Here is a 17671-nt window from a genome sequence, read left to right as displayed (position 1 = left end):
GAGGATTAAAGTATATGTTGAAAATTAAAGAGTATGTAAAAGCAGAAAGTCTGGAGCAGGCTTATGAACTGAACCAGAAGAGAACGAATTGTATTCTGGGCGGAATGCTCTGGCTTAAAATGTCAAACAGAAATGTACAAAAAGCGATTGATCTGTCAGGTCTTGGACTGGATCAGATTGAAGAGACAGAAGATGAATTCCGCATTGGCTGTATGACAACGCTTCGGGAGCTGGAATGCCACGAAGCATTGAACGAGTGGAGTGATGGCGCAGTAAAAGATGCGGTATCAGATATTGTAGGAGTACAGTTCCGTAATCTTGCCACGATTGGAGGAAGCATCTTTGGAAGATATGGTTTTTCCGATGTACTTACGGTATTCCTTGCGATGGACAGTTATGTGGAATTACATAAAGGCGGTATCATCCCGCTGCATGAATTTGCACAGATGAAAAGGGATAATGACATACTGGTACGCGTGATCGTGAAAAAAGACCAGAAAGATTTTGTATATCTGTCACACCGTAATTCAAAGACAGATTTTCCGGTGCTGACCTGTGCAGTGTCTGTTGATGAGACAGAAGGCTGGATCAGCGTAGGGGCAAGACCGCAGAAAGCGGTACGTATGAGTATGACAGAAGAGGTCAGGAAAAAAGTAGAACAAGGCGTCTGTTCAGAGGAAGAGATGAAAAAGGAAGCAGAAGATATCTCCGCGCAGATAAAGACAGACAGCAATATGCGTGCAGGAAAAGAATACAGAAGTCATCTGGCAAAGGTTCTGATCCGCCGAAGCCTTGAAAGACTGAACGCAAAAGGAGGAGATCAGTAAGACATGAAAGTGAAGATTCTGTTAAATGGAAAGATGCGGGAAGCAGAGATCGCAGACGATCAGCTTCTGATCGACTTTGTAAGAGAGCATGGATGCTATAGCGTAAAGCGGGGATGTGAGACATCTAACTGTGGATTGTGTACGGTATTTGTAGACGATAAACCGGTATTATCCTGTTCGATGCTGACAGCCAGAGTGAATGGATGTAAAGTAGATACACTGGAGGGACTTCAAGAAGAAGCAAAAGAGTTCGGTGCATTTATTGCAGACCAGGGAGCAGAGCAGTGTGGCTTCTGTAATCCGGGAATGGTGATGAATGCGATCGCCATGTTCCGTGAGAATCCAGAGCCGACAAGAGAAGAGATGAAAGTATACCTTGCCGGTAACTTATGCAGATGCTCCGGATATGAGGGACAGCTTCGTGCGATGGAAGCATTTATTGAATATAAAAAGAAAGGAGAAAGATCATGAAAGCAGTCGGACAGCCGATAAGAAAAAAAGATGCGATGTCACTTGTGACAGGAAAACCAGTATTTATGGATGATCTTGCTCCAAAGGATTGTCTGATCGTCAAGGTACTCAGAAGTCCGCATGCGAATGCACTGGTAAAATCTGTTAAGACGGATGTTGCAAAGAGAGTACCGGGAATAGAAGACATTTATACATGGGAAGATGTGCCGCATGAAAGATTTACAACTGCAGGACAGACTTATCCGGAATTAAGCCCGTATGACCGTCTGATTCTGGATCAGCATGTAAGATATGTAGGAGATCCGGTTGCAATCGTAGCAGGGGAAAATGAGGCATGTGTAGATAAGGCCCTTAAGATGCTGAAAGTAGAATATGAAGTACTTCCGGCAGTGCTGGATTTCCACACGGCAAAGGACAATGAACTTCTGGTGCATCCGGAGGATAACTGGAGAGCATTGTGCCAGGTGGGGGCAGATAATAAGAGAAACTTATGTGCCAGTGACTGTACAGAAGACGGAGATGTCGATACGGTGATGGCAGAATGTGATGAGATCGTGGAAGGCACTTATCACGTAAGAGCTGCACAGCAGGCAATGATGGAGACATTCCGTACGGCATGTTATATGGATACATATGGAAGACTGAATATCTTCAGTTCAACACAGATTGTATATCATGTAAGAAGAATCATTTCCAATGCACTTGGAATTCCAAAGTCTAAGATCCGTGTCAGCAAGCCGAGAATCGGAGGAGGATTTGGAGCAAAACAGTCTGTTGTATCTGAACTTTTCCCGGCGTTTGTTACATGGAAGACAGGAAAAGCGTCCAAGATGATCTTTACAAGAGAAGAATCGCAGATTGCATCGTCTCCAAGACATGAGATGGAAGTGCATGTCCGCCTCGGAGCTTCCAAAGAAGGAAAGATCCGTGCGATGGATGTCTATACATTATCGAATACGGGAGCCTACGGGGATCATGGACCAACGACAGTCGGATTATCCGGACACAAGTCCATTCCGTTATATAGTTCGGTAGAAGCACACCGCTTTGCCTATGACGTGGTTTATACAAACCGTATGGCAGCAGGTGCATACCGTGGTTACGGGGCAACACAGGGAATTTTTGCGGTAGAATCAGCGGTCAATGAACTGGCAGGAAGATTGCATATGGATCCGGTGGAGCTGCGTTTGAAGAATATGGTAAGAGAAGGCGACGTGATGCCGGCATATTACGGAGAAACAGCAAAAAGCTGCGCACTGGACCGCTGTCTGGAACGTACAGCAGAGCTGATCGGATGGAAAGATAAGTATCCGTGTAAAGATATGGGAAATGGCAAAGTACGAAGCGTTGGAATCGCCATGGCTATGCAGGGATCCGGAATCTCAGGAGTTGATGTGGGATCGGCAACGATCAAGATGAATGATGACGGATTCTATACATTGATGATCGCAGCAGCAGATATGGGAACCGGATGTGATACGATTCTTGCACAGATGGCGGCCGAGTGTCTGGACTGTCCGGTGGAAAATATACAGGTATTTGGCGCAGATACAGATACTTCACCATATGATTCCGGATCGTATGCATCCAGTACAACATATATAACAGGAAAAGCCGTAGAAAAAGCATGTAAGAAACTGATAGACCAGATTCTTACAATTGCAGCCGGAATGTTAGAGACTCCTGTGGAGAAACTGGAATTTGCAGGAGATCATGTAGAGTGGCCGGACGGAGGAAAAGAAGTATCACTGACAGATATAGCGACAAAGTCTATGTGCGGCAATAACTGTGCACTGGAAGTTACAGAAAGCAATATGTCTCCGACTTCACCACCGCCATTTATGGCAGGTGCGGTAGAGATTGAGTTAGATAAAGAGACCGGTCATGTGGAGATACTGGATTATAAAGCGGTTGTGGACTGTGGAACGGTTGTGAATCCGAATCTTGCAAGAGTACAGACAGAAGGTGGTCTGGTACAGGGAATCGGAATGACGCTTTATGAAAATATCCAGTATAACGAAAAGGGAAGAATGCTGAATAATTCGTTCATGCAGTATAAGGTTCCGTCCCGTCGTGATATGGGAAATCTCCAGGTTGAATTTGAAAGCAGTTATGAACCGACAGGTCCTTTTGGAGCAAAATCAATCGGAGAAATCGTTATCAATACTCCGGCACCGGCACTTGCACATGCGATTGCCAATGCGACAGGATTCTGGTTCAAAGATCTTCCGATTACAAGTGAACAGATCGCAATGGGGATTTTTGAAAAATAAATAGATAAACTACTTGAAATCATTACAGAAAGTTATTACAATATTGGGTAACGTTTAGAAATTATATGTGGAGGCCGCTAAGATGCAGTTATTAAAAGACAGAATCCGTAAGGACGGAAAGATAAAAGAAGGCAATGTCTTAAAAGTGGACAGCTTTTTAAATCATCAGATGGATGTGAAATTATTTCAGGAGATAGGAAAAGAATTCAAGAGAAGATTCGCAGATGAAGAGATCACGAAGATCCTTACGATCGAGGCTTCTGGAATTGGAATCGCATGTGTTGCGGCAGAAGTATTTGATGTACCTGTTGTATTTGCAAAGAAGACCCAGACAAAGAATATTGCAGGAGATGTGTATACAACAAAGGTAGAATCCTTCACACACGGAAGAGTATATGATATTATCGTATCCAAAGAATTCCTTGGAGAAGGGGACAAGGTTCTTCTGATCGATGATTTCCTGGCAAATGGAAAAGCACTCGAAGGTCTGGCAGAACTGGTGAAAAAATCCGGAGCAGAACTGGTTGGAGCAGGTGTTGTCATTGAAAAAGGATTCCAGGTTGGCGGAGATATTATCCGTTCAAAAGGAATTCATCTGGAATCACTTGCAATCGTAGAAAGCATGGATGAAAAGACAGGGGAAGTTGTTTTCCGCGATTAATGACAGTAATTACGGAGTCAGTGACTGGTAAAAACGAGACACGGTGTTAACACCAACATAAATTATTAAGGGAATGTGAGGCTTTCATATTCCCTTTTTTTTATTCCTATGCTATACTTTATAATAAGTATGCAGATGCATAAAGAGAACTTAAAGTAAGGAGTAAGAACTTATGAAGAGAGTATTATTAAAACTCAGCGGGGAAGCTCTCGCAGGTGATAAAAAGACAGGATTTGACGAAGCAACCTGTATGGGCGTAGCAAAACAGGTAAAAGAACTGGTTGATGATGGAATCCAGGTAGCGATCGTAACAGGCGGCGGGAACTTCTGGAGAGGAAGAACAAGCGAAACGATCGACCGTGTAAAAGCTGACCAGATCGGAATGCTTGCAACAGTTATGAACTGTATCTATGTCTCAGACATTTTCCGTTATGCAGGAATGAAGACAGAAGTATTTACACCTTTCGTATGTGGTGCATTTACAACTCTGTTTTCCAAGGATGCAGCGGTAGAAGCTCTGAATGAAGGAAAGGTTATCTTCTTTGCAGGCGGAACAGGTCATCCATACTTCTCTACAGATACAGGAGCAGTTTTAAAAGCAATTGAGATTGAAGCAGATGCAATGCTGCTTGCAAAAGCAATCGACGGCATCTATGATAGTGATCCGAAGGTAAATCCGGAAGCTAAAAAATATGATGAGATTTCTATTCAGGAGATCATTGATAAGAAACTTATGGCTGTAGATTTAACAGCATCTATCATGTGCCTGGAAAACAAGATGCCAATGCTGGTATTCGGACTGAACGAAGAAAACAGTATCGTTGAGACCATGAAAGGAACATTTACAGGAACAAAAGTAACTGTATAATGAAAAATAAAAAATATTAGAACATAATTGCGATAAAAGGAGATCACACTATGAATGAAAGATTAAAACCATTTGAAGAAAAGATGAAAAAAACAATCGGAAACCTGGACGGAGAATTATCAGCAATCCGTGCAGGACGTGCGAATCCAAACGTGTTAAATAAAATTATGGTAGACTATTATGGAACACCAACCCCAATCCAGCAGGTAGCGAACGTATCTGTACCGGAGGCACGTATGATCCAGATCCAGCCATGGGAAAAGAGCATGGTAAGAGAGATCGAGAAAGCAATCATGACTTCTGATCTTGGAATTAACCCTACAAATGACGGAACAACTGTACGTCTTCTTTTCCCGGAACTTACAGAAGACCGAAGAAAAGAATTAGTAAAAGACGTTAAGAAAAAAGGAGAAGCAGCAAAAGTTGCAATCCGTAACATCCGCCGTGACGGAATCGATTCTGTTAAGAAATTAAAAGGAACAGACGTATCAGAAGACGAGATGAAGGATATGGAAAATGATCTTCAGAAACTGACAGATAAGTATGTAAAAGAAGTAGATAAAGCTGTAGAAGTAAAATCAAAAGAGGTTATGACAGTATAGAGCGTGTCTGAAAAATCATTTTTAGACACATGCTAAGACCTTGAAAAGATAGAACAGTATACAACGGGAGGGGGATAAGATCCAGAGGCTCTGGAACTGTCCCCTCTGTTCTTGTTGCGAAAAAGGTAAATGATCAGGATCTTGAAATAGAAAAAAGATCCTGCACAGGAGGAAAAATCTAATGAATGTACCACAACATGTTGCAATCATATTGGATGGAAATGGCCGCTGGGCAAAAGCAAAAGGAATGCCTCGTAACTATGGCCATGCGCAGGGAAGTAAGAATGTAGAGCGCATCTGTGAAGAAGCATGGAGAATGGGAATCAAATATCTGACAGTCTATGCGTTTTCGACAGAGAACTGGAACCGTCCGGATGATGAAGTAAATGCGCTGATGAAACTTCTCCGCAATTATATGAAGACATGTCTTAAGACGGCTGCAAAGAATGACATGAAGGTCCGGGTGATCGGAGATATTACCAGACTGGATGAAGATATCCAGAAGCGGATTCTGGATCTGGAAGAGGCAACGAAGAATAACGGTGGTCTGAATTTCCAGATTGCGATCAATTATGGAAGCCGTGATGAGATGGTCCGTGCAATCCGTAGACTTGCAAAAGACTGTGTAGACGGAAAGGTGAATCCGGATGAGATTGAAGAACAGACATTTGAACAGTATCTGGATACCAGAGGAATTCCGGATCCGGATCTTATGATCCGTACCAGCGGGGAACTGCGACTTTCCAATTATCTGTTATGGCAACTTGCTTATACAGAGTTTTATTTTACAGAGGTTCCGTGGCCGGACTTTAACAAAGCAGAGCTTGAGAAGGCCATTGAGCAGTATAATCACCGCGACAGACGTTATGGCGGTGTGAAGGAGGAAGAGGAACAGAATGTTTAAGACAAGATTATTAAGTGGAGTTGTTCTGGTCATCATACTAATCGCTACAGTAGGAACCGGCGGTGGTTTATTATTTGGCTTTCTGGCGCTGATCAGCCTGATCGGATTGTCAGAGCTTTATAAAGTAGTGGATGTACAGAATAAGATTTTGGGGTTGACAGGTTATCTGGCAGCAGTTGTATATTATGGTATTTTATATACCGGACAGATGCAGTATGTGACATTTTTTACGATTGCATTTTTGGTTGTGCTGATGGCGGTATATGTATTTTCATTTCCGACATTTAAGGCAGAGCAGGTAATGACAGTATTCTTTGGGGTGTTTTATGTGGCAGTGATGCTGTCATATGTTTATCAGACAAGAATGCTGTCGGACGGTGCAGTAGCAGTATGGCTGATCTTCTTAAGTTCATGGGGATGTGATACCTGCGCATATTGTGCGGGAATGCTTCTTGGAAAGCATAAAATGGCGCCAAAATTAAGCCCGAAGAAATCCGTAGAGGGTGGTATCGGTGGAATCGTTGGTGCAGCGCTTCTTGGAGCAATCTTTGCGTTTGCAGCGAATAAGGTTACAGGAGCAGGTGTAAGTGCAGGACAGTATGCAATCATCTGTGGTGTAGGTGGTATGATCTCACAGATCGGTGATCTTGCGGCATCTGCAATTAAGCGTAACCATGATATCAAAGACTATGGAAAACTGATACCTGGACACGGCGGAATCCTTGACAGATTTGACAGTGTGATCTTTACAGCACCGATCATTTATTATCTTGCAACATTCCTTGCAGGCAGATTGTAGGAGGCAGTATATGAAAAAAATAGCAATCTTAGGCTCGACGGGTTCTATCGGAACACAGACGCTGGAAGTCGTAAGAGAAAATGGAGATATCGAGGTGCTCGGACTGGCAGCCGGAAGCAATATTAAGATGCTGGAAGAGCAGATCCGGGAATTTCATCCACAGATCGTGGCTGTATGGTCAGAAGAAAAAGCAGCAGAGCTTCGTGTCAATGTGGCAGATACAGACACTAAGATTGTTGCAGGTATGGATGGACTTCTGGAAGTTGCAACAATGGATGGAACAGAGATTCTTGTGACAGCAGTTGTAGGAATGATTGGAATCCGTCCGACGATTGAAGCAATCAAGGCAGGAAAAGATATCGCACTGGCGAATAAAGAGACGCTGGTAACAGCAGGACACATTATTATGCCTCTGGCAAAAGAGATGGGTGTATCCATCCTTCCGGTAGACAGTGAACACAGTGCAATCTTCCAGTCATTACAGGGCAATACACACGGAGCACTGCATAAGATTCTCCTGACTGCATCCGGCGGACCATTCCGTGGAAAAAAGGCAGAAGAATTAATGGAGATCAAAGTAGAAGATGCGTTAAAACACCCGAACTGGTCCATGGGACGCAAGATTACAATTGATTCGTCTACAATGGTCAATAAAGGACTTGAGGTAATCGAAGCAAAATGGTTATTTGATGTAGACGTTGATCAGGTACAAGTAGTTGTTCAGCCACAGAGTATTATTCATTCCATGGTGGAATACGTTGACGGTGCGATCATAGCAGAGCTTGGAACACCGGATATGAAACTTCCAATCCAGTATGCACTGTATTATCCAGAACGTCGTTTCCTTCCGGGAGACAGAGTGGACTTCTGGAGTCTTGGAAAATTAGACTTTGAAAAACCGGATACGGATACATTCTACGGACTGGAACTTGCATACGAAGCAGGTCGTACAGGTGGAAGTCTTCCGACGGTATTCAATGCGGCAAATGAGCTTGCAGTCAGCCAGTTCTTAAACAGAAAGATAAAATATCTGGAGATTACAGAGATCATCGAGGATTGTATGAAGGCACATAAGAACATTGAGAATCCGACACTGGAGCAGATTCTGGAGACGGAAGCTGCAACATATGAAAGAATCAACAGCAGGAGGTAACCGGAGAATTTGGGAATTATATTAGCAATTTTATTATTCAGTTTCATCATATTTTTCCATGAGCTTGGTCATTTTTTACTGGCGAAGAAAAATGGAATAGATGTCAATGAATTTGCTATTGGAATGGGACCGGCAATCTATTCGAAAGAATATAAAGGAACCAAATATGCGATCAGGATACTGCCAATCGGCGGATACTGCGCAATGGGGGAAGATGACGAGGCGACGGATTCGCCAAATAACTTTAATAACAAGTCTGTATGGGCAAGAATCTCGGTGATTGCTGCAGGACCGGTATTTAATTTCATACTGGCATTCGTATTTGCAGTGATCATAACGGCTATGGTAGGCTATGACAAACCTGTGATCGGTGCGGTGGACGCCGGATATCCGGCAGCAGAAGCCGGACTGCAAAAAGGCGACGAGGTTGTAAAGATGGGGAATAAAAACATCCACATTTTCAGAGAAATAAGCTTTTATAACCAGTTTCATGCCAATGAAGACATCGATGTGACCGTATTGCGTGACGGTAAGAAAATCACAGTGACACTGACACCGAAGATGGATAAAGAACTTGGATATAAACGGCTTGGAATCGGAAGCACAGGATATACGAAAGCTAATCCGCTGACGGCACTTCAGTACGGGGCCTATGAAGTGAAATTCTGGATCTGTACAACACTCGACAGCCTGAAGATGCTGGTAACCGGCCAGATCGGAGTCAACCAGTTATCCGGACCGGTGGGAATTGTAAGTTCCGTAGATACGACATATAAGCAGAGCCGGTCTTACGGAGCATTCGTTGTAGCAGTACAGATGCTGAATATGGCGATCCTGTTATCAGCAAACCTTGGTGTTATGAACCTGTTACCACTTCCGGCACTGGACGGAGGACGACTGGTGTTCTTATTCATCGAGGCAATCAGAAAGAAACGAGTCCCACCGGAGAAAGAAGGATATGTGCATTTTGCGGGGATTGTTATATTGATGGCACTGATGGTGTTTGTGATGTATAATGATATTCACCGGATATTCTTTGGGGGATAGAAGAAATTTTGTTTTATATGTATAATTAGAAATAGATACAAGTGTTAATTACAATATAAAGCTATCAACACCAGCGGCTTGTAATGGAACTATCTGCTACATTTATGTGGAACCGGATATTTCGGTAATTTGTGATCCATCAAAAATTACGGATAAAGGATGCAATGGTGCACCGGATTTCATTATCGAAATTGTATCACCGAGCAGTCAGCGGATGGATTACCTGACAAAACTTTTCAAATACCGTACCGCCGGTGTCCGGGAATACTGGATTGTTAATCCACTGAAACAGACTGTACAGGTATTTTTATAATTTTTCTAAAATCGGAAAGAAATCAAAAATGAGATCTTTCCGATTTTTTGTACACTTGGCGGTGCACGTTGCTAATGGATACAGTTATTTGTGACAGGTATTATATTGATTACAATATGGCAGATGAAATAATGAAACGGAATATAGAGAACGTATAAAAGAGGTGTATAGCGCATCTCTTTTATTCAGTTTAACTCCGCAATCCGCGACACCCCTACATAGATCTCCGATATCTTATACCATGTTGTATAATCCACCTCCCCAGTCTGCGGCAGTCCAAAGATCTTTTGGAAAGTGCGTACAGATTCCGCAGTTGCCGGACCATAGATACCATCTGCAGTTACTTTCGGAATGGCAGGATAAGCCCCGGCGATGACATTTAGCTGCTCCTGAATCTGCCGGACTTTACTGCCGCTTGAGCCTATCTCAAGTGTATAACCAGGCCAGGAAGACGGGATGCCGGAGATGGCTTCGGCAGTGTTGATGTACATGTCATCTCCATAATAATAACGAAGGATTTCAATCGGAGAGTAGCCCTGGTCGCCTAGGCTTTTTGAGCCCCACTGCGTTAACCAGTTCGGACACTGCACCTGCCGTCCGTCACAGTACTGTGTAAGTATCGGCTGCTTTACATTCGGACGGGAGAGATAATCTGCAAATAATTCATCCACAATAATTGAGATCGTATCAAATATATTTCGCTCAGGAATCCACTTATGGTCGAATGCAGTGGAGGAGGTGATGGTAAAATCATATCCCTTGTTCCGGTAAAATTCCGTATATACCCGGTTCAGTGTAAAGGACATGATCGCCAGTACATTTGCCCGGATTGTATTTTCCGGCCATGTGGCATAGATTTCACTGGAGGCGACATTTTTGATGTAGTCTTTATATTTCACATAATAATTTGTTGCGGTGGAATCCCGGGGACTTCCGTCATGTACAACAATATATTCCGGAACCACAACCCGGCTTAATACGATCTCGCCGCTTTCCGGTACTGGCTGGATCTCGTCTTCTGGAATTTTCGGCGGATAATTACCATATAATGTATGAGCTGGAATTACGTAGACATCTTCGTCTGCGTTTGGATTATCGATTGGTTTCAGACGTATATTCTGAATGGCGGTAACATCAGAAAGAATTTCGGCACCTGCGATGCTGATGGATTCGAATCCCGGAGCAGTTACCTGTAACGTATATTCAGAATAAGGCTGCTGTTCGTTTTCTGGATTCAGACTATATTCCACAGGAGGAGCTGCAAGATCGATGGTTTCGGTCTGTCCGGAAGAATCGGTTTCCAATTGTTCTAATTCTGAGTCAGGAACTCCGGTATAAGAGATGGAGATCTTAGCATCTGCGATTGGAAATGCAGTGATATCGGAAACGATATTGACCTGCAGACGGCCTTTGTCAGGTGTGTCCTGAGGATTTGGAAGTGATCCATTCATGAAAATACCTCTTAAAAGATTCTGTCATTGAAAGAATATGCGAAGAAAGTAATTATGTGCATTGTGGAGAAGCCAGATAAAAATGCAATCATCATTGCAGGTGGCAAGGAAGAAAACGGCATCTGATTTTTATCTGAGATGGTCTTTGGCGGAATTGCAGAGGTACAAAGAAAAATGTATAATGGAACGACAAAGAGCAAAATATAGAGAAAGATGTATAATAGAGAGGAATGTATGATAAGAAGGAAATATAAAAAAAGAAAGCATGGTTTTGCAGTTTTGCTCATGTTTTGTGTCATTCTGACCGGGGCTGCAGGTGCGCAGAGAGTTGTGAACTGGAACAAAGGAACAGATCAGGAAAAAAGCAGCATTCCCTATCAGAAGACGAGTGGAGAGATGGAGAATGCCACGGACAAATATTATTATGAACAGCTGGCAGACGAGGAAAAGCAGATCTATCAGGAAATCTTAGAAGGAGTCAGAAACCATACGGAAGAGATCTATGTACATGCGTCGGATGCAAACCAGGCGAATCAGATTTTTCAGGATATTATCAAGGACCAGCCGGATGTTTTCTGGTGCGATGGGACGGCAACTGCAGTTTCACACAAAGGAAATGAAAGTTATACAGTATTAAAACCCAAGTATATATATGATGCCGGAGAAAGTTCATTCATGAGTCAGGAGATTGAACAGCAGGTGGATGAATGGCTGAAAGATCTGAAAAATGATGCGGATGATTATCATAAGATCCTTTATGTATATGAAAAGATTGTTGATATGGTAGATTATGATGCGGAAGCATCAGATAACCAGAATATTTACAGTGTATTTGTAAATCACCGTTCCGTCTGTGCGGGATATTCGAGAGCGACGCAGTATCTGCTGGAAAAACTGGGAGTCTTCTGTACTTATGTAACGGGGAAGACGACAGGAGGAGAAAGTCATGCATGGAATCTGGTGAAATGTAACGGAGACTATTATTATCTAGATACAACCTGGGGGGATCCCGTATTCCAGAAAGCAGAAGGAGAAGAGACATCTGCGGATCAGAATATCAGTTATGACTATATGTGCTGTGATGACACAGAACTATTGCAGACGCATGTGCCGGATAGTGAGACCGTACTTCCGGCATGCAGTAAGATGGATGCGAATTACTATGTAGTAAATGGAATGTATTATCAGCAGTATGACGGAGAACAGGTATTAAATGCGATGAATCAGTCAGTCTGGAATAAGGAATCATCAACAACGTTTAAATTCGCAGACGAGGATCTGTACCAGCAGGCACACGATGACATTTTCCAGAATCAACTGCAAAAAGCGGCAAAGAACCTGGCGCAGGCCTATGGTCTTGCGCAGGTAAAGTATCAATACATCGATGACCCGAGACTGCACAAGATTGTAATATTTTGGCAGTATTCATAAAAAAACAAAAATATCCGTTGAAAATCGCCGGATTATGTAGTATAATTTTTACAATTTGTGAAGACATAAATTGTCTGGTATCGATGGATCAAAAACAAGGCGGTTTTGTGCTTGCACAAACTGCCTTTTGTTCTATATTTTTAAGAAAAATTCCTTGTTACAACGAATTTTTTTTGCCCAGATATAGAAAAATCCACGGAAATGGCGGTATGACTTCATGAAAAAAGAAAAAGAAACACAGAAGGGAAAAGGTGAATATATGAAAGCATTTCTTATATTAGAAGACGGGACTGTCTTTACCGGAACCAGCATAGGTTCGACAAGAGACATGATTAGCGAGATAGTGTTTAATACTTCAATGACAGGTTATCTGGAGGTATTAACCGACCCTTCTTATGCGGGACAGGCCGTAGTAATGACCTATCCATTGATTGGAAATTATGGCATCACACCGGATATGGAGTCAAGGAAGGCATGGCCGGATGGATATATCGTAAGAGAACTTTCCAGAATGCCAAGCAACTTCCGTTGTGAAGGAACAATTCAGGATTTTCTGAAAGAGCAGGATATTCCTGGAATTGCAGGAATTGATACACGTGCCCTTACGAAGATTCTTCGTGAAAAGGGAACCATGAACGGAATGATCACCACAAATGAGAATTACAATTTAGATGAGATTCTTCCAAAACTGAAAGCATACACAGTTGGTGATGTGGTATCAAAAGTAACATGTGATGAAAAATATGTCTTAGAAGGCAATGGACCGAAAGTGGCCCTTATGGACTTCGGTGCGAAGAAGAACATTGCCAAATCTTTAAATGAGCGTGGCTGTGAAGTAACAATTTATCCGGCAGGTACAAAAGCAGAAGAAATCATTGCTGCTAACCCGGACGGCATTATGTTGTCTAATGGGCCTGGAGATCCGGAGACATGCGTATCTATTATTGAAGAGATCAAGAAGTTATACAATACTGATATTCCTATTTTTGCAATTTGTCTCGGACATCAGCTTATGGCACTTGCAAATGGCGCAAAGACTTATAAGTTGAAATATGGACACCGTGGCGGTAACCATCCGGTGAAGGATCTGAGCAATAACAGAGTTTACATTTCTTCACAGAATCATGGCTATGCAGTTGACGGTACGTCAATTGACCCGAAAGTGGCAAAAGAAGCGTTTATCAATGTTAACGACGGAACCAACGAAGGACTTGCATACGAAGGAAAGAACATTTTCACAGTTCAGTTCCACCCGGAAGCTTGTCCTGGACCACAGGATTCCGGATACCTGTTTGACAGATTTATGGATATGATGAAAGGAGCAAAATAATGCCTAGAATTAAAGATATTAAGAAAGTATTAGTAATTGGCTCTGGTCCTATTATCATTGGACAGGCAGCGGAGTTTGACTATGCAGGTACACAGGCCTGCCGTTCATTAAAAGAAGAAGGTCTGGAAGTAGTTCTTCTGAACTCTAACCCGGCTACGATCATGACAGATAAAGATATCGCAGATCGCGTATACATCGAGCCTCTGACAGTTGAAGTAGTAGAGCAGTTGATCTTAAAGGAAAAACCAGACAGTGTCCTTCCTACACTTGGTGGACAGGCAGCACTGAACCTGGCTATGGAGCTGGATGAAAATGGATTCCTTGAAAGAAATAACGTACGTCTGATCGGTACCACTTCTGAGACAATCAAAAAGGCCGAAGACCGTCTGGAATTCAAGATGACAATGGAAAAGATCGGCGAGCCTTGTGCAGCTTCTAAAGTCGTAAAAGATGTACAGGCAGGTATTGAATTTGCAGAAAGCATCGGATATCCGGTAGTACTTCGTCCGGCTTACACACTTGGTGGAAGCGGTGGTGGAATCGCTGATAACAGAACAGAACTCGTAGAGATCCTGGAAAACGGACTGCGTCTTTCACGTGTTGGAGAAGTTCTGGTAGAGCGTTGTATCGCAGGATGGAAAGAGATTGAGTACGAAGTAATGCGTGACAGCAATGGTAACTGCATTACCGTATGTAATATGGAAAACTTAGACCCGGTAGGTGTACATACTGGAGACAGTATCGTAGTAGCACCTTCCCAGACACTGAGTGATAAAGAGTACCAGATGCTCCGTACATCTGCTCTTAATATCATCAGCGAGCTGAATATCACTGGTGGATGTAACGTACAGTATGCGCTGAATCCGGATTCATTTGAGTACTGTGTAATTGAGGTTAACCCTCGTGTAAGCCGTTCTTCTGCTCTTGCATCTAAGGCAACAGGATACCCGATCGCCAAGGTTGCAGCAAAGATCGCTCTTGGATACACACTGGATGAGATCAAGAATGCAGTAACAAAGAAGACATATGCAAGTTTCGAGCCTATGCTTGACTACTGTGTTGTTAAGATCCCAAGACTTCCATTCGATAAGTTCATCAGTGCAAAACGTACACTGACAACACAGATGAAAGCGACTGGAGAAGTTATGAGTATCTGTGATAACTTCGAGGGAGCACTTATGAAAGCCATCCGTTCTCTGGAACAGCATGTAGACAGCCTTATGTCTTATGATTTCTCTTACTTAAAAGGAGAAGAACTGTTAGAAGAACTGAAAGTTGTAGATGACCGCCGTATCTGGAAGATCGCAGAAGCAATCCGCCAGGGCATCAGCTATGAAGATATTCACAGAATTACAAAGATTGACAACTGGTTCATCGATAAGATCGCAATTCTTGTAGAGATGGAACAGAAACTAAAGACAGAAGAATTAACAGCAGAGACATTAAAAGAAGCAAAACGCTTAGAATTCCCGGATAATGTAATTGCAGAACTGACAGGAAAGACAGAGCGTGAGATCCATGATCTTCGTCATGACAATGGCATTACAGCTTCTTATAAGATGGTTGATACCTGTGCAGCTGAGTTCGCAGCAGAGACACCATATTATTACTCTGTATTCGGAAGTGAGAACGAAGTAGTTGAGACTTCCGGCAAGAAGAAAGTACTGGTACTTGGTTCCGGACCGATCCGTATCGGACAGGGTATTGAGTTCGACTTCTGTTCTGTACATTGTACATGGGCATTTGCCAAAGAAGGATACGAGACAATTATTGTAAATAATAACCCTGAGACGGTAAGTACAGACTTCGATATCGCAGATAAGCTGTACTTCGAGCCTCTGACACCGGAAGATGTAGAAAGCATCGTAGATCTGGAAAAACCAGACGGAGCAGTTGTACAGTTTGGTGGACAGACAGCGATCAAGCTTACAGAGTCTCTAATGAAGATGGGCGTCCCGATCCTTGGAACATCTGCTGAAAATGTAGATGCAGCCGAAGACCGTGAGCTGTTCGATGAGATTCTTGAGCAGTGCGAGATCCCAAGACCGACAGGTGGAACTGTATTTACAGCCGAAGAAGCTAAGAAAGTAGCGAACAGACTGGGTTATCCGGTGCTGGTAAGACCTTCTTACGTACTTGGTGGACAGGGAATGCAGATTGCGATCAACGATCATGATATCGATGAGTTCATCGGAATCATCAACCGTATCGCACAGGATCACCCAATCCTGGTTGATAAATATTTACAGGGTAAAGAAATTGAGGTCGATGCCGTATGTGACGGAGAAGATATCCTGATTCCAGGTATCATGGAGCATATCGAGCGTGCCGGAATCCACTCCGGAGACAGTATTTCTGTATATCCTGCACAGAGCATCTCTCAGAAGACAAAAGAGACGATTGCGGAATATACAAGAAGACTTGCAAAATCATTACACGTAATCGGACTGATCAACATCCAGTTCATCGTATGTGGCGAGGATGTATATGTAATCGAAGTTAACCCTCGTTCCAGCCGTACTGTTCCATACATCAGTAAGGTAACAGGTATTCCGATCGTACCACTTGCAACAAAGGTGATCATCGGACACAAGATCAAAGAACTTGGTTATACACCTGGATTACAGCCGGAAGCAGATTACTTTGCAATCAAGATGCCGGTATTCTCATTTGAGAAGATCCGTGGTGCTGATATCAGCCTTGGACCTGAGATGAAGTCTACAGGAGAGTGTCTGGGAATTGCCAAGACATTTGATGAAGCTCTTTATAAAGCATTCATCGGTGCCGGAATCAAGCTTCCAAAACACAAGAACATGATCATGACAGTTCGTGATGAAGATAAGGATGAAGCAGTAGAGATCGGACGCAGATTTGAGAAGATCGGTTACAAGATCTTTGCTACAGAAGGAACTGCAAAGGTTCTGACAGATGCAGGCGTAAAAGCGATGACAGTCAATAAGATCGAGCAGGAATCACCGAACCTTATGGATCTGATTCTTGGACATAAGATCGATCTGGTTATCGACACACCTCCGCAGGGAGCTGATCACTCAAGAGACGGATTCGTGATCCGTAGAAATGCGATCGAGACAGGTGTTAATGTACTGACAGCGATCGATACAGCAAAAGCTCTGATCACCAGTCTTGAGAATACAGATATCCAGAAACTGACACTGATTGATATCGCCAAGATCAAATAGAATTTGGACAATCGGATTTGGTGTAAATAAATTTTGTGCAACAGAATTTGAAAAATTGATATTTGTAATGTTTGTAAAAATATAAATAAAAAGTGGCATACAGCATGATTACTTGCGGTATGCTGCTTTTTTTGTTGCCGGACATTCGAAAGAATCTTTGTGAAGATTGGAAGTGGTTATCACTGGATACCATATATCATCGTAATTGCAGCAGGTATAAGTATTCCATTATTTGTCATTCTGGCACTGGTAAGTTATTGTAAAAAGGAATATTAATAAAATGTTACGGATGAATTTCAAGATCGTAAAAAATGTAAAAAATGGATTGCAAAAATGATGAT

The 17671-nt window shown here is 42.7% G+C and carries 14 protein-coding genes and 1 pseudogene; 14 read left to right on the top strand and 1 reads right to left on the bottom strand.

The genetic code is table 11. The features are described from left to right. Positions 1–14: 14 nt before the first annotated feature. The 11 genes and pseudogenes from ACWJAF_RS01835 to ACWJAF_RS01785 form a co-directional block, all read left to right on the top strand. Complete coding sequence (locus ACWJAF_RS01835; RefSeq protein WP_296032189.1) at positions 15–827, top strand: FAD binding domain-containing protein; 813 nt, start codon at positions 15–17, stop codon at positions 825–827. 3 nt (positions 828–830) lie between these two features. Next, entirely contained in the window at positions 831–1298 is a 468-nt protein-coding gene (locus ACWJAF_RS01830) for a (2Fe-2S)-binding protein (protein ID WP_296032187.1), read from the top strand. Next, on the top strand, positions 1295–3571 hold the full coding sequence (locus ACWJAF_RS01825; RefSeq protein WP_448861808.1) for a xanthine dehydrogenase family protein molybdopterin-binding subunit: 2277 nt from the start codon (positions 1295–1297) through the stop codon (positions 3569–3571). Before ACWJAF_RS01830 ends, ACWJAF_RS01825 begins: the two co-directional genes overlap by 4 nt. A gap of 82 nt (positions 3572–3653) precedes the next feature. Further along, the gene (locus ACWJAF_RS01820) at positions 3654–4232 is read left to right on the top strand and encodes a xanthine phosphoribosyltransferase (protein WP_296032183.1); all 579 of its coding nucleotides are present in this window, start codon (positions 3654–3656) and stop codon (positions 4230–4232) included. 172 nt (positions 4233–4404) lie between these two features. Beyond that, a complete protein-coding gene (gene pyrH / locus ACWJAF_RS01815; protein ID WP_296032181.1) occupies positions 4405–5100 on the top strand; it encodes a UMP kinase in 696 nt (231 codons plus the stop codon). A gap of 50 nt (positions 5101–5150) precedes the next feature. After that, on the top strand, positions 5151–5702 hold the full coding sequence (gene frr, locus ACWJAF_RS01810) for a ribosome recycling factor (protein WP_296032179.1): 552 nt from the start codon (positions 5151–5153) through the stop codon (positions 5700–5702). 160 nt (positions 5703–5862) lie between these two features. Beyond that, complete coding sequence (locus ACWJAF_RS01805) at positions 5863–6606, top strand: isoprenyl transferase (RefSeq protein ID WP_448861846.1); 744 nt, start codon at positions 5863–5865, stop codon at positions 6604–6606. Continuing rightward, the gene (locus ACWJAF_RS01800) at positions 6599–7405 is read left to right on the top strand and encodes a phosphatidate cytidylyltransferase (RefSeq protein WP_448861805.1); all 807 of its coding nucleotides are present in this window, start codon (positions 6599–6601) and stop codon (positions 7403–7405) included. The genes ACWJAF_RS01805 and ACWJAF_RS01800 overlap by 8 nt, the downstream gene beginning before the upstream one ends. A gap of 10 nt (positions 7406–7415) precedes the next feature. Then, positions 7416–8558, top strand: a complete 1143-nt coding sequence (locus tag ACWJAF_RS01795) for a 1-deoxy-D-xylulose-5-phosphate reductoisomerase (RefSeq protein WP_296032176.1) — start codon at positions 7416–7418, stop codon at positions 8556–8558. Positions 8559–8567: 9 nt separating this feature from the next. Then, on the top strand, positions 8568–9605 hold the full coding sequence (gene rseP / locus ACWJAF_RS01790; RefSeq protein ID WP_296032174.1) for an RIP metalloprotease RseP: 1038 nt from the start codon (positions 8568–8570) through the stop codon (positions 9603–9605). 103 nt (positions 9606–9708) lie between these two features. After that, positions 9709–9912: pseudogene (locus tag ACWJAF_RS01785) on the top strand (Uma2 family endonuclease); the annotation flags it as partial. A 191-nt stretch (positions 9913–10103) separates the two neighbouring features. On the opposite strand, the gene ACWJAF_RS01780 reads toward ACWJAF_RS01785, so the two are convergent. Then, complete coding sequence (locus tag ACWJAF_RS01780) at positions 10104–11369, bottom strand: peptidoglycan-binding protein (RefSeq protein ID WP_296032173.1); 1266 nt, start codon at positions 11367–11369, stop codon at positions 10104–10106. A 285-nt stretch (positions 11370–11654) separates the two neighbouring features. On the opposite strand from ACWJAF_RS01780, the gene ACWJAF_RS01775 reads away from it, so the two are divergent. The 3 genes from ACWJAF_RS01775 to carB all read left to right on the top strand — a co-directional run bounded on the left by ACWJAF_RS01775 (position 11655) and on the right by carB (position 17330). Continuing rightward, on the top strand, positions 11655–12800 hold the full coding sequence (locus ACWJAF_RS01775; protein ID WP_448861803.1) for a transglutaminase domain-containing protein: 1146 nt from the start codon (positions 11655–11657) through the stop codon (positions 12798–12800). A gap of 259 nt (positions 12801–13059) precedes the next feature. After that, positions 13060–14130 (top strand): carbamoyl phosphate synthase small subunit, encoded by a 1071-nt coding sequence (locus ACWJAF_RS01770; protein WP_296093129.1) that lies wholly within the window; start codon positions 13060–13062, stop codon positions 14128–14130. Further along, positions 14130–17330, top strand: a complete 3201-nt coding sequence (gene carB / locus ACWJAF_RS01765; RefSeq protein WP_448861801.1) for a carbamoyl-phosphate synthase large subunit — start codon at positions 14130–14132, stop codon at positions 17328–17330. Before ACWJAF_RS01770 ends, carB begins: the two co-directional genes overlap by 1 nt. Positions 17331–17671: the final 341 nt, after the last annotated feature.

It is taken from the genome of Dorea sp. (assembly GCF_977044405.1).
This window is presented reverse-complemented; position numbering and strand designations above follow the sequence as displayed.

Bases quoted from the DNA above. Each gene is read 5' to 3' on its own strand.
- ACWJAF_RS01825 (WP_448861808.1), top strand. From the start codon at position 1,295: ATGAAAGCAGTCGGACAGCCGATAAGAAAAAAAGATGCGATGTCACTT.
- ACWJAF_RS01780 (WP_296032173.1), bottom strand. From the start codon at position 11,369: ATGAATGGATCACTTCCAAATCCTCAGGACACACCTGACAAAGGCCGT.
- ACWJAF_RS01800 (WP_448861805.1), top strand. From the start codon at position 6,599: ATGTTTAAGACAAGATTATTAAGTGGAGTTGTTCTGGTCATCATACTA.
- ACWJAF_RS01770 (WP_296093129.1), top strand. From the start codon at position 13,060: ATGAAAGCATTTCTTATATTAGAAGACGGGACTGTCTTTACCGGAACC.
- ACWJAF_RS01775 (WP_448861803.1), top strand. From the start codon at position 11,655: ATGTTTTGTGTCATTCTGACCGGGGCTGCAGGTGCGCAGAGAGTTGTG.
- carB (WP_448861801.1), top strand. From the start codon at position 14,130: ATGCCTAGAATTAAAGATATTAAGAAAGTATTAGTAATTGGCTCTGGT.
- pyrH (WP_296032181.1), top strand. From the start codon at position 4,405: ATGAAGAGAGTATTATTAAAACTCAGCGGGGAAGCTCTCGCAGGTGAT.
- ACWJAF_RS01830 (WP_296032187.1), top strand. From the start codon at position 831: ATGAAAGTGAAGATTCTGTTAAATGGAAAGATGCGGGAAGCAGAGATC.
- frr (WP_296032179.1), top strand. From the start codon at position 5,151: ATGAATGAAAGATTAAAACCATTTGAAGAAAAGATGAAAAAAACAATC.
- ACWJAF_RS01820 (WP_296032183.1), top strand. From the start codon at position 3,654: ATGCAGTTATTAAAAGACAGAATCCGTAAGGACGGAAAGATAAAAGAA.
- ACWJAF_RS01795 (WP_296032176.1), top strand. From the start codon at position 7,416: ATGAAAAAAATAGCAATCTTAGGCTCGACGGGTTCTATCGGAACACAG.
- ACWJAF_RS01835 (WP_296032189.1), top strand. From the start codon at position 15: ATGTTGAAAATTAAAGAGTATGTAAAAGCAGAAAGTCTGGAGCAGGCT.